Origin of the sequence: Paenibacillus dendritiformis (genome assembly GCF_021654795.1) — a bacterium.
Classification (GTDB): Bacteria; Bacillota; Bacilli; order Paenibacillales; family Paenibacillaceae; genus Paenibacillus_B.
In genome coordinates this window covers 466496-480535 of sequence record NZ_AP025344.1, presented here as the reverse complement: position 1 = coordinate 480535, position 14040 = coordinate 466496, and the positions used below count along the sequence as shown (strand labels likewise).

At 58.8% G+C, this 14040-nt stretch carries 6 protein-coding genes; 2 read left to right on the top strand and 4 right to left on the bottom strand.

The window, feature by feature from the left end:
• Positions 1-81 precede the first annotated feature (81 nt).
• Together L6439_RS02220 and L6439_RS02215 are read left to right on the top strand one after the other, a co-directional pair.
• Entirely contained in the window at positions 82-1485 is a 1404-nt protein-coding gene (locus L6439_RS02220; RefSeq protein WP_213469973.1) for a hypothetical protein, read from the top strand.
• A gap of 111 nt (positions 1486-1596) precedes the next feature.
• Positions 1597-2505, top strand: coding sequence for a Gfo/Idh/MocA family protein (locus L6439_RS02215; protein ID WP_213469971.1), 909 nt, complete (start codon positions 1597-1599; stop codon positions 2503-2505).
• A gap of 134 nt (positions 2506-2639) precedes the next feature.
• Here the strand turns inward: L6439_RS02215 and L6439_RS02210 are convergent, their stop codons facing one another.
• The 4 genes from L6439_RS02210 to L6439_RS02195 form a co-directional block, all read right to left on the bottom strand.
• On the bottom strand, positions 2640-2819 hold the full coding sequence (locus L6439_RS02210) for a hypothetical protein (RefSeq protein ID WP_213469969.1): 180 nt from the start codon (positions 2817-2819) through the stop codon (positions 2640-2642).
• A 263-nt stretch (positions 2820-3082) separates the two neighbouring features.
• Positions 3083-6130, bottom strand: coding sequence for a hybrid sensor histidine kinase/response regulator (locus L6439_RS02205; protein ID WP_213469967.1), 3048 nt, complete (start codon positions 6128-6130; stop codon positions 3083-3085).
• Between the two features lie 77 nt (positions 6131-6207).
• Positions 6208-7329 carry a response regulator gene (locus L6439_RS02200; protein WP_213469965.1) on the bottom strand — a complete coding sequence of 374 codons (1122 nt, stop codon included), beginning with the start codon at positions 7327-7329 and terminating at the stop codon, positions 6208-6210.
• A 320-nt stretch (positions 7330-7649) separates the two neighbouring features.
• Positions 7650-13727, bottom strand: a complete 6078-nt coding sequence (locus tag L6439_RS02195) for a 5'-nucleotidase C-terminal domain-containing protein (RefSeq protein WP_213469963.1) — start codon at positions 13725-13727, stop codon at positions 7650-7652.
• Positions 13728-14040 lie beyond the last annotated feature (313 nt).

Genomic DNA, 14040 nt, shown 5'->3' with positions numbered 1-14040 from the left:
CCAACCGCTTCCCAACAGCTAGGCTTCCGCATAGGATGAACTATCGTGAGACCAAGGCATATCCAACGGAGGCGATTCTGTATGACAGTCGCATTAACCGGCATTCACGCCGTCTATTTGCTGTTCGTCGCCCTCATCATTCTGTGCCTCGTCCTGCGGCGGGACACCACGGTCGTCTGCTTGATCGGCATCTTTGCGTTAGGCTTGCTCGCCACCTCATCGGCCAGCTCGGCGGTAAGCGGCATGTTCACAAGCTTCATCTATGCGCTGGAGCAGTTGCTGGGGACGATACTCATCATCTCCATCATTGTCGCGATGAGCCGCGTAATGCTCGCGTCCGGCGTGAACGAGACCATGATCTCCCCGTTCACGCGGCTCATGCGGGGGCCAGGGCCGGCCTATTGGACGGTCGGGCTTCTGATGTTCCTCATCAGCCTCTTCTTCTGGCCTTCCCCGGCCGTCGCTCTTATCGGCGCCGTCCTGCTGCCGGCTGCGGTCCGCGTCGGCCTTCCGCCGCTGGCGGTCGCCATGGCCATGAATCTGTTCGGCCATGGGATCGCGCTGTCCGGCGACTTCGTCATCCAGGGCGCGCCGAAGCTGACCGCCGACGCGGCGGGTCTGCCTGTACAGCAGGTATTGCAGGCCAGCGTGCCGCTCGTCCTCGTCATGGGCGCGGTCACGATCGCCGTCTCCTACTGGATGATGCGCCGCGATATGCGGCTCGGCCGGCTGACGATGGCGACCGGCTTGGCGAAGAATGCGGCAGGCAGCGAGCCGACGCGCCTGCCTCTGTCCGGCTGGGCGAAGGCGGCGATAGCGCTGCTTATTCCGCTGCTGTTCGCCGTCGATGTCATTCTCCTGTTCCGCCTCGATCTTCAAGGCGGTGAGGCGACCGCCCTTATCGGCGGCACGGCGATCGCGATTCTCGTGCTCCTGGCCGGGCTTACCCATCGGAAGCAGGCGCTGGAGGCGACGACCTCCTACCTCATCGAAGGCCTCCAGTTCGGCTTCAAGGTGTTCGGCCCGGTCATTCCGATCGCCGCCTTTTTCTATCTCGGCGATGCGGCCTTTCTCGAACTGTTCCATCAGGGACTGCCGAAGGGATCCCAAGGGATCGTCAATGATCTGGGCGTCGCGCTGGCCCATAGCGTGCCGCTCCATCCGGCTGCCGGAGCCGGGACGCTGGCGGTGGTCGGAGCCATTACGGGCCTGGACGGCTCCGGCTTCTCCGGCATCTCGCTCGCCGGCTCGATCGCCTCCCTGTTCGGAACCGCCAGCGGCGGCGGCACGGCGACCTTGACCGCGCTCGGCCAGATCGCGGGCATCTGGGTCGGGGGCGGCACGCTTATTCCGTGGGCGCTTATCCCCGCGGCCGCCATCTGCGGCGTCAGCCCGTTCGAATTGGCCCGCCGCAATCTGATTCCCGTCGTCATCGGGCTGGCGGCAACCACGCTCGCCGCCATTCTTCTCTTGGCGCTTCACTGAGAACGACGGGCGAAGGCATGCGGCCGCAGGGCGAGAAATGACTGGCGCCTCCGTAATAATGCGAGTACGATAGAAGGAGCAATGATCCAAAAGAAGCTAGGAGGTAGCATCATGCTCCGAATCGGAATCATCGGACTCGATACATCCCACGTCACGGCCTTCACCGCGCTGCTGAATGACAGCACTCATCCCTACCATGTGCCGGGCGGGAAGGTCGTCGCCGCCTATCAAGGCGGAACGCCCGGGCTGGAGCTAAGCATGTCCCGCATGAAAGCGTATACAAACGAACTTGTCGGTCAATACGGCATCACCCTCGTGCCAGAGCTTCCGTCATTGGCGGAGCAATGCGATGTCCTGCTGCTGGAATCGGTGGACGGCGGGGTGCATGAAGCGCAGTTCGCGGCGGTGGCGCCCTTCGCCAAGCCCGTCTTCATCGATAAGCCGCTGGCGCTCTCCGCCGCCTCAGCCAACCGCATCGCGGACCTGGCAGCCCGATACGGCACGCCGGTCATGAGCAGCTCCGCGCTGCGCTATGCGGAAGCGCTTACTTCGGCGGTGAAGGAAGTGACGTCCGAAGCGGAGGGCGCGCCTTACGCGCAAGGCGTGGATGCGTTCGGCCCGACGCCGCGGGGAGATGGCGCGCCGGGACTGTTCTATTACGGCATCCACTGCGCGGAGATGCTCTACGCGGCCATGGGGCCCGGCTGCCGGGAAGTCCGGGCAGAACCGGTTCCCGGCGGTGAGTGCATTGCCGCCCGCTGGGAGGACGGGCGCATGGCGACGATCCGCGGCCGCCAAGGCGGATCGTTCGGCGCGCTCGTTCATGGCGAGCGTCAATCGCGCTATGCGGATGTGGCGGCCGATGCCAAACCGTTCTACGCGAGCCTGCTGGAACGGGTCATGGCCTTCTTCCAGACCCGGGAGCCGGACGTCCCGCTCGCGGAGACGCTGGAGCTTATCGCCTTCCTGGAAGCGGCGAACGCGAGCCTCGCCGGGAATCGTACCGTACGGCTGTCTTAACCGAGACAATATGAAAAAGCCCCGATGCGTTCCCCTACCCAAGGGAGCAACCAGGAGGCGGCGACGGCCGTAGGTTCTCGGCGACAGGGCGAGGCAAGCGGAGCCTGGCATCGGCTCCTCTTCGCCCGCCGCCGTTACCTTCTCTGAGGCTCGATGCCCCGATCCGGCGTGCCGCCGTTCCCCTCCCTGTCGTTCTGCGGAGCATGCACGCGGCTCCGTCTTCTTCGCGCATATACGACCACGCCGATGATAACCAAGACAGCTAGCAGCATGAGAACGAGGGCGACGATCATATTTTCCCATACAAAACTCAAGGTGAACCCTCCTTTCCAGACATGCCGGGGGATACGAGAAACCTCTCTCTTCCCTGGCAGCTCTATACCAGACTCTACGTATATTTCCTTGCATGCGTTGCACTAAATTAAAAAAGACAGCTTCTCCGTTGGAGAGCGGCTGCCTGAAGGATGGAAAGATGGACGCGGAAGCCTCCGCTTCGGGATCCGCATCCGAATCGAGAATACCCGCAAGCCGCTTTCCACGAGGGGCCTGCGGGTCTCCGTCTGCTAGTGCCGGCTCGCTACCGCTTATCCGGAATATGGAAGGAGACCGTGGTCCCCTCCCCCTCCGCGCTCTGAATGCTCAAGCCTTGGCCATACTGCTTCCGCAGCCGCTTGTCTGTGTTGATCAGACCGATTCCGCCGTGCGGGCGCTGGCCGCGATCCAGCAACCGCTCCACCGTCTGCGCGTCCATACCGGTCCCGTCATCCGTCACGGCGATCCGGATGCCGCCGGCCTCCGCTTCGATTCGAATATGAATGAGTCCTCCTTGGGAACGGCTCAGAATGCCGTGACGGAGCGCATTCTCTACGAGCGGTTGAATCGTTAGCGGCGGGATCTCGGTGTGCAGCCCGGCATTCACCGTCCAGATCACATCCAGCCTGTCGCCGAAGCGGGTCTTCTCGATCGTCAAGTAAGCGCGCACGAGATCCAGCTCATGCTCCAGCGGGACAAGATGCTCCGCATTCCACAGATCGAAGCTCAGCCGCAAATATTTGCTGAACGATTCAATCAGCGCACGCATTTTATCCGTGTCGAATTTGCTCAACGCCACGATGGAATTCAACGTATTGAACAGGAAGTGCGGCTTGATCTGAGCCTGCAAATAGGCGGCTTCCATGCGGAGCAGTTCCCCGACAGAGCTTCTCAGATCGGTCAACGCCCGGACCCGCGACTTCAGCTCCACGGCTTCAACGGGCTTGGTCACGTAATCGTTCGCTCCGGCCCGGAAGCCGGAATATATATCTTCCGCCCGGCTGCGGGCCGTCAGCAGCAGCACCGGAAGCTCCGACATGGAGAAGCGCTCGCGGATGGCGCGGGTCAGCTCATAGCCGGACATATGCGGCATCATGACATCGGCAATAACCAGATCCCAGCGCCTCTGATCCAGCATGGAGGCGGCCTCCTTGCCGTTCATGGCGGTCGCGACATTATATCCCTCCGCGAACAGCAGATTGGACAGGATGTTCAGATTGACCGGGTCATCATCGACAGCCAAGATGTTCATGCCGTCTGCCGCAGCGGCTATTTCCGGCGAGCCGCTCGGCACGCCCGGAACAGGCAGAGCACTGCTCCGGTGTCGAAGCAAGGCCGCTTCCGTCTTCCCTCGACTCCAGCCCGGGCTTCCCGACTGCGCGAGCGGAAGCGTGAAGGTGAACACGGAACCGGCTCCTTCCTCCGATTCCGCCTTCAGCGTTCCGCCATGCAGCTCGACCAGCTGCTTCGTAATGCTTAAGCCGAGGCCGATGCCTCCGACGCCCGCGCTCGCTTCCCCCTGTTCGTACGCCTGGAAGGCTCTTCGCTTCGTGGCCTCGTCCATCCCGCGGCCGGTATCGGAGACGCGAATATGGGCGTACCCCTTCCGAACGTCGGCATCAACGACGACGATGCCCTCATCCGTGTATTTAATGGCGTTGTGAACCAGGTTGAAGAGGATCTGAATCAGCCGTTCCTCGTCGGCAATGACGGGAGGAAGGTCATCCGCCATGTTCATCTCCAGCCGAACCGGCTTGCCTTCGGTCATGAAAGACAGCATGTCGATCACGCCGAGCGCCACCGGCGGGACGGACACGCGCTGCAGTTGAAGCCGCAGCTTCTCCTGCTTCAACTGGGAGGAATCGAGCAGATCGTTCAGCAAATGCGACATGCGGCGCCCGACCGCCACGATCAACTCCAAATTTTTGCGGTTCGCTTCGGTCAGCGAGCGCCGCTCGTCCTCCAGCACGCTCTGGGCCATGTTGATGATGCCGTGCAGCGGAGTCCGCAATTCATGCGAAGTGTTCGCCAGGAAATCATCCTTCACCTTGTCGGCCTTGATCAATTGAACGTTCAGATCCGCCATCAGGGCCGAAGTCCGGAAGAATCGTTTGAACCAGAACGTGGCGAAGGCGAGAAAGGCAATAATCAAATCGATCGGGTAATAGGTCAATTCAAACCAAACTCTCGTCTTGATGCTTCCCCATATAATATTTACTGTCACAGCTATCGCCGAAATCAATAAGTAAATGGCGTCACGCTCCCTTTTCAAGGCCGCGCGCAGCATAATAACGGGAACAGTAAGATAGGAGAAGATAATAATCACGCTGTACAAAATATCAATGCTTAACGTAACCCGGGCGGGCGCGCAGAGAATGAAGAAGGACACAGCCAAGCAAGCGGCTCCATGCCATCGAAATGCCGGGATTGGTCTGTACTCCGGAAATAAATGCTTGGCGAACTGCAGCAAGAAGCCCGAAACGCCGAACATCGATATAAAAATAAGCTTGATGTACCATTCATAGTCAAGCTGCAGCCATTCCAACAGCAGCTTGTCATCATCCACCAGAGTCATCACGGTGGCGCTGGTCACCATAAGCGAAAAATAGATGAGCGCTTGTTGCCGCCCGCCAATGAAATACAAAATAATCGCGTACACAACATGCATGAGCAGGACGATGCTGACCATTAATTGCGACCCAATGCTCAGCCAAGTCGCATTGGTTACGGCTTCCGCCGTACCGAATAACAGCGGACGCGCGATGCCGCCGATGCGCTTGTTCATGAAGTTGGCGGCATGAATGACAATCTCGACCTCGCCGCCGTCCGGAACGAAGAAGGCGGAATATGGAATGTTCTGGGCTATGTTATGCGCCTCATCTGCAGCCGGCCGGCCGGAATGCGCCAGCAGACGCCCGTTCACGTATAACTCGGACGAGTTCTGAATATTGGGAACCCGAATGGCCAACGACTTTTCTTCGGCCGGATCAATCAAAATACGGAGCCGGTACGTCCCGAATCCATAGCCCTCCTCAAATATATCCCCCTTCCAGTTGCCGGGCACCTGAATTAGATGCGGCTGGTCAGCAGGGGGGTGATCTCCCTCCCGCAAAAATACCCCGGGATAGAATTCCCATTCTCCATTTAGCGTAAAAGAGCGCCCGGCGGAAATATCCCAGCCGCGCAAATCCAAGACGCCATGCTCGGCTGGCGGGGACTCGAACACCATAAACTTTGCTATCCACAGCAGGCGGATCATCGTCAAAACGACCAAGACCAGCCCGGCCGTTATCATAATTTTTCGTATGGACATCGGATCTACAACTTTCTTTTTCTCACTGCGGCCGTTCCGGCCTTGCCTGCGATTATGTACATTGTCTATCCTCTCTTCTAGCTGCCGCTCCATCTCTCATACCATGATTGATAGGCCGCCTGCGGCGGAATCCCGAACTCGTTCTGCGTCATGTCGCACAGCTTGGCGTAGGTCGCATCCACCGCATTCCGATCCCCCAGCTCCGCATATAACCGCATCAGCATATAGTAGCCGGATTCAATTCGCGGGTATACATTGACCTGCCGGTGGTACACCTCGAGCGCAGCCGGAAAATCGTTCTCCGCCACATAATAGTCGGCAACCTCGTTCACGAGATGAAGCCACAAGGAACGAAGGCGCTGCCGTTCTCCCTCCGCCCACAAGTAGCTGCAATCGGCCAAATAGTCGCCGCTGTACTGCTGCAGCAGCTCACGGTAGGCCAGAATCGTATCCTGTCCGACAGGGGGCAGCGCCTCGGTCTCCTGCTCCCACTGCACGCAGTCGATGACCGCGTCTTGAAGGACGAGCATATAACTGTCCTCGCAGTTGATAATTTTCAACTGGTCGAGGTAAGGCTCCAACGTTTTGCGCACTTGATAAATGGCGGTATAGAGCTGGGCGTACCCTTTTTTGGCATTCATGTCCGGCCACAGCAGCTCGAGTAGAATTTCTTTGCGGACCTGCCTTCCTCTATGATGCAGCAGGTAAGCGAACAGTTCCTGGGCCTTGGACGTTCGCCAGCGAATCGGCTTCTGCGACGGATTCTCGAACTCGATATGCAGGTTCTGGAAGCAACGGATCATGCGGATGGACGCCTGCTTCTTGGCTTGCGCCGTCATGGACGCCCGCTCCGCCAGCCGCTCCAGCGTCGCTGCCAACCGTTCGACCTCGACCGGCTTCAGCAAATAGTCGATGGCATTGAGTTCAAACGCCTTGACGGCATAATGATCATAGGCGGTAATGAACACGATCTGTACGGCCGGGAGCGAAGACTGAATTCGCTCCGCCAGTTCTATCCCCGTCATCTCCGGCATGTCGATATCCAAAAACACGACATCCGGCGCGAGATCTTCGATTTCCTTCAGGGCCCGCTTCGGATCCTGATAGGTTCCTTCAATTGCAATTTTCCCTGTCTCGGCCAACAGGTCATTCAAATAAGCAAGCGCCAAATATTCATCATCAATCAATATGGCTCTCATCGGCCTTCCCTCCGCAGGTTATATAGTTGATACCCCTTCGTTCGGCAGCCAGGCTCATGAAAGATATCGATATCTAACTATGACACGCCCCGAAATCAAACTTGCCCGAAGGAATGTGCCCCATTTCACTTGGGCATGCCTCGGTTGTTTCTATTATATACTACTGCAGTCTATGTCCTTTACTAGATTATACAACAATGACTGTTAAATTGTTCCTCTCGGCGGCAATAATGATTCCAAGGGCCTGCTTGCCTATTTACAAAAAAACAGGGCAGAAGCAGATATTCCTCTGCCTGCCCTGTTCCTTGCGTCCCGGATGATTAATCCGTCAGTACATTGTAAATCGCTTGCGCGGCTTCCGCTCGGGTCGCGGCCGCTTCGGGAACGAAGCGCCCGGCTGCCCGCCCCTTCATCAGGCCAAGTCTGGCCGCGGCGTTCACATAATCGGCCGCCCAGCTCGAGATCCGCCCCGCGTCGCTGAACGTCCCCTTCGTGTTGGCGGCAAGCTTCTTGCCTGTCTTCGCTTTATAAGCTTTGACCAGCATAACCGCCATCTCTTCCCGGGTAACCAAGCCTGCGGGATCGAAGCGGTTCGCGCTCTTGCCGCTGACGATGCCCGCCTCATAAGCCGCCGCTATCGGCCCGGCGTACCAGGCATCCGCGTCGACGTCGGCAAATGCCTTGCCGCCCGCGCCGGCCAGCTTCAAGGCCTGCGCCAGCAGCGCGGTGAATTCCGCCCGGGTAATGGCCCGCGCCGGCTCGAACTTCGCGGCGCTCGTGCCGCTTATGATTCGCTTCAGCGCCAGTTCTTGAATGACGGCATAGGCCCAATGCCCGGAAGGCAGATCGGCGAACGGCTTCGTCAGTTCCAGCACCGCATAGGTGCCGGACTGGCGGATCATCGCAGCCATCTCGCGATGAGCGTACTCTCCTTCCGCCTGCGCCACCGCTCCGCTGCCGGCGATCGCATATATCCCCGCGAAGTTGAGGCAGATATCCGAGTCGGCGGCGAGCCGGAGCAGAACGGGCTGTGTGAAGGAAGTCAGCTTCTCCGTCTTCCCGTTCGCGAGCCTGATCAGCAGGTCAAGTTCGTACATCTCGCCGGACAGCCTCACCTTCATGCCGGAGACCCTTTCGGCCTTGGCGATCATCTCGCTCGCCGCCTTCTTCGCGAGCGGGGCCAGCTTCAAGGAGATGGCGGAGCCTTGCTTCTCGCTGTCCGTCCAGGCATTGAGCCACTGCTTCATGAATTCGGAAGGGATCTCGAGCGCAATATGCTCCGCTCTCACTTCCAGCTTGTTCTGAAGCAGCAGCCCGTACGTATTGGACGGGAACTTCACTTCGCTCGTTCCGGCCGGCATCTCGAAGACGATGGCGCCCCGTCCGTTAGGGGCCAGCTTTTCCGGGGTCGCCGTTACGGTTCCCGGCTTATCTTCGGCAGGCTTCAGTGTTGGCTTCGGACTTGGAGTGGAGCGCGAATCCGGGCTGGAGCTTGATCCGGAGCCTGACCCTGTCCCCGGGCCCGGGTTCGGATTGGGATTCGGACCGGGCTCTTCCGGCAGCTTGCCGCCCTTCAGATCGGTAATGCGGCCTTCCACGCCGGCGTCGATGGTTCCGATACGATGAAGATGCTCGATGAAGACTTCATAATCGACAATGTTCAGTTCATAGAATCGGCCGTCGTTTTTCGCCTGCTTCATCGAACGGTAGAAGTCTCCCCCGTCCGCCATGAACGAGTTCGTAGCCACGATATAAAAGCCTCGCGGATCGATATCGGTATAGGTGCCATCGTCATTCTTGACCTGCACCTTGACGATCCGCTCGCCCTTCTGCGTGACCTCGCCGGTCACGGCGTCGATCGTCTCGCCCTTCTTCGCGGAGTCGTAATAGAAGCGCATGCCCGACACCTGCGGGAAGCGTCCCTGCCCCGTCTCCACGCCGCTGACGCCGTTCTCCAGAGCAGCGATAATTTCCTCGCCCGTCATCTTCACGGCGGACAGATTGTTGCCGAACGGCATGACCGTCAGCAGATCGCCCAGCGTAATATCGCCTGCCTGGATCGATCCCCGAATGCCGCCGCCGTTTTGAATCGTTACGCAGCCCTTGACGTCGGTCTCGTTCAATAGGCGCTGCACCTTCGCGCGCATGCTGTCGGCAATCAGATTGCCCAGATTGGTCTCCTGCTTGCGCACGCTGCCGCGCTCGCCGTCCAGGAATACCTTCGTCTTGCCGATGACCTGCTTCTTGAACTCCTCCAGCGGCCCGGCGTACCCGGCCAGCTTCGCCGCGGCCTCCTTATCGTCGGCAAAGATATATTGGCCCGAGGCATCCTTCGCATCGATATCGGTCAGCTTGCCGCTCCATTCCGTCAATGTCCCGTTGCGGTCGAAGGTGACATCCAGCTCGCCGAGGTAGCGGCCATATTCCCCGGTCTGAACGATCAGAGTCCGTTGGCCGTCTGCCCGCTCGACGACGACCGGCTCCGTCAATATCGTATGCGAATGCCCGCCTATGATGATGTCGATGCCTTCCACGCTCTCCGCCAGCGCCCGGTCGACTTCATACCCGAGATGGGTGAGCGCAATAATTTTGTCGATTCCTTCTTCGCGCAGCATGGCGACCGTTGCCCGGGCGCTGTCCGCGTAATTGCGGAAGTCGATATGCTCGCCCGGCGAAGCCAGAAATGCCGTATCCTCCGTAGTCAACCCGAATACGCCGACCTTTTCGCCGGCTACATCCAGGATAATCGCCGGATAAATGCTCGCTTCCGCTCCCGGATGGCCGATCTCATGATGGAACAGGCCCTGCAATTCCGGCACCTTATCGACATCGATATTGGCGCTGACGAACGGGAACTTCGCCTGCTTGATGAAGTTCGCCAGCTTCGCCGGCCCGGCATCGAATTCATGGTTGCCGAAGGTCATCGCATCGTAGCCGATCAGGTTCATGAAGTCCAGATCCGCCAGGCCTTCGTACTTGTTGAAATACAGCGTGCCGGAGAAGACATCGCCCGCATCGAGCAGGAGGGAATGATCCGCGCCTGCGCGCGCTTCCTTGATCGCCGTAATGCGGCGCGGCACGCTGTCCAGATGGGCATGCGTATCATTCGTATGAAGCAGCCTCAACGGGAACTGATCGTCATCCGGCTTGCCGAACTGAAGCTGAGCGAGCAGCGGGTCGTGGTCGCTCACCCGTCCATGCGCTTCCATGAAATCGGCATTGAGATGCACGATGTCCAGCTTTGCGCGCTTCGCCAGCTTTTTATCCACCAGGATATGATCCAGCGTCTGCGAATTGCCTTCATAGATATAAGAGTAACGTTCGGCTTCCGGCAGGCCGTCCACCAGATTAACCAGCTCATTCCCCGCGGCAATCCGCAATGTGTCGGAGAATTGGAAATCGTTCAAATCCCCAATCAGCACGACGTTCGTCCGCGGATTCTGGGTCAGCGCTTCACCCACGAAGCCGTGCACGATCGCCGCTTGCTTCGCCCGCTGCACTTCGCTCTGGCGCTGCGGCGGCTGAATTCCTCCATACGGAGCATGATCTCCGCCCTTCGAGTTGAAGTGGTTGGCGATGACCAGCACCCGCTCGCCCCGGAACAGGAACTCGGCGGCCAACGGCTTCCGCGAGCTGTTGAACGCTTCGTTCGCCGGCTCAATCCGTCCCGGATTGAATGACAATCCGTCCGGACCGTAACGAACGGCGGTCTTCGCGTCGCCCTTCGCGTTCTGCTGGCTCCCGGCGAGCGAGACCCGCTCCGGATTGTACAGGAACCCGACGCGAATATTGCCTCCCGGTGCGCCTCCATCCCTTTTGTCCTCCGGAGCGATATCCGTATAGTGATAGACCGGCCCGCCGGCCGCTTGAATCGCACCGGTAATCGCTTCATAGTTGCGGCTTGCATCGACGACGCCATTATCCGTGCCCCCGTTATTGTCCTGCACTTCCATCAAGCCGATAATATCCGGGGATTTCAGGTTGCGTACAATGATTTCTCCGATTTTGCGGGTTTTCTCCTTCCCCTTCGCACTCGGATCGTTCCAATAATTTTCGACATTGAAGGAAGCAATGGTCAGCTTCCCGCTGTCCGCCGCGATGTTCGTCACGGCAGGCTCCCCCTTGCCGCTCTCCGTCTCCGGCAGCCGTTCCGGCAGCAGCTTATAATTGCTGAAGGAGTAAGCGATGACGCCGGTAAGCGGTTCGGCAAAGCGATCGCCCGTCTTGACGGCCGGATTCGGCTTCGGAGTCAGATAATCAAGGGATACCAGCACGCGCTGCGGATTGAGGCTGTCCTCGGTCAGGACGAGGCCGCCCGCCGGAGATACGACGGGACGGCTGCCTTCCTGCCGCACGCTGACCGGAATCTCATATTTATAAGGACCGATAATATCCGGGTTCTCGATCATGACGCGCATCCCTTCCAGACTCTCGTACAGATCGAGCGCGTTGCGCTCCGGATCGTAATACGCATCCGTCAATTGATAACCGTCCGTAATGATCGCCGGCGGAATCATCCGATCCTTCCCCAGCACCACGGGAGGAGGCAGATCCTGATCATGCGAAATTATATCCACGCTCGTCGCCGCGATTTCCGTCGTCGTCAGATCGACCGGGTTGCTGGAATACGTCTTTTCCTTATATTCCTTGACGATGCCGGATACCTTCACTTTATCCCCGACCTTCACCGGGCTGTCCTTGTGATAGACGAGAATGGCGTCCGATGCGCGGCCATCCTTGCTGTACCGGTCCGGAGCGCTCTCCTGGATATAGAAATTGCTCTTATCCCGCTTGAATGTCACGATGCCCTCCACGCCGGTCACGGCTTGATCCGTGTAGGGAGAGCGATGGCCTTCCCCTTGAATATCGTGGATCAGGAGATGGCCGGTATCCTTCAGCACCTTGTACGTGAACGCATACACCCCGCTGGCCGTGCCGTCCTTCACGACAATGGCCTTAATCGTCGTATCCTCCTGGATCGCGATCGGCGCTGCGTAGCGATAGCTCGCCTGCGTCGGCTCCGTGCCGTCCAGCGTATAATAGATGATACCGCCGGAAGCCGGCGTGCCGAGCGCAATCTCGCTTCCCTTGGGGACATTCCCGGATGGGATGCTTGCCGTTACGGACAGCTCGGTCTCCACCACATCCGCGTACGCTCGCGGAATCAGCTGGTGCCCGTACGAGCTATGATAGGACAAGACGCCGGCAATCCTCTCGTAGGTGCGGTTGACCGCGAACGCTGCGGGAACATTTTTGGCGTAAATGACAATGCCTGCGCCAAGCTTGTCAGCGGCATAGTAGGTAGATCCGCTGCTGCGGTCTATCGTTGCCCCGGCGACCTCCACCAACTGGCCTTCGTATTTCTTCCCGGCATCCTGGGCAAAATCAGCCGAAGCGATCGGCTTCGCCGCCGGCAGAGGCAGGCCCGGCTCCACGATCCGGAGGCTGCCGCCCGGCTCCTTGTTCAATTGCAGCAGACCGTTGTACAGCTCCAGCTTGCCCTGCACCTCGATCTTATCCCCTTGCTGTGCCGTTATATTTTGGCCGCGGACGACAATGCCCGCCGTATCGTCCTGAATATACAGATTGGAGAAGCCGCTGCCCGTGTCTTCCCTATAGGTCACGATGCCTTGCACCAATGCGGATTCGCCTGCATTCAGCCCTCTGGCCGCTCCAATGCTGGAGGCCGTTACAACCGAATAGGCGAATTCGGATATATCGCTGTCCTTCAGCTCATCCTGCTTCGCATAGGCCCTGATGATAGTCGGTCCCGCAATCTCGATCGGCTCCGTATACGGAATGAACTCGGACTTGTCCGAGCTGCCGTTCAGATTGTAGTAGACCGAGGCAGTCACCGTGGGCGACGAGAGACTCACCCGCGTCCCCGCTTGCACCGCTCCGGAAGGCGGAGCGGCGGTTACGGAAGCCGCTTGGTCCGGAGGGGTGACGCTGACCTTCTCCATGGAGGTGGTTGATTTGACGCCGCGATGAGGCTTGAAATACTCTTCCAGCGTTCCGGCGACCCGAATCCGGGAGCCGATCAGTCCCGGATTCGATTGCAATCCGAACTCTTGTCTGAACGAAGACGCGATCTGGACGTACAGCGTCCTGTCCTCTGCCGTCTCCTCGGCGCGGTCTGCGATGACCAGATTCGTATCGGAGTTGAATTTCCCGCTGTCCCTCGTAAATGCGGTGCTGCTGATAGCAAAGCCGACAACATACCCTTCCACCGTGTAGGACTTGCCGTCATTATTCTTCGCGATCGCATCGGCGACGGTGAGCACCGCCTCCGCCGCAGCGGCCGAACCCGCGGTCCAGCCCGCAGGGACGATTGAAGACAACAGCAATACGGCCGCCACAATGACACGGATTGACTTGGTCCACATCCGATTTATCATTTTGTCGCTCCCTTCCCAATATGGGTTATCATTACAAATCGTAGCTTGTCTGTATAACCTTGGTGTTAGAGGACTGTAAAGAATATATGAATCAGATCGGCCCATTCATGCCGCAACCGCCTTACCCCCCCTTTCTATATAGGCTTCCCGCAAAAAAACCTTGAAAAGACATGGCGTCCATCAAGGCGAGCAATGCGGTGCTATTCTTATTTTCTCTCGCTTATTGCCGCTCTCCCCTTACCGCCTGTAAAGTCAGCATTTTACTCCTCCATACTCGCTGATTCCGTATTCAGCAGCTTATCTCGTCAACGTT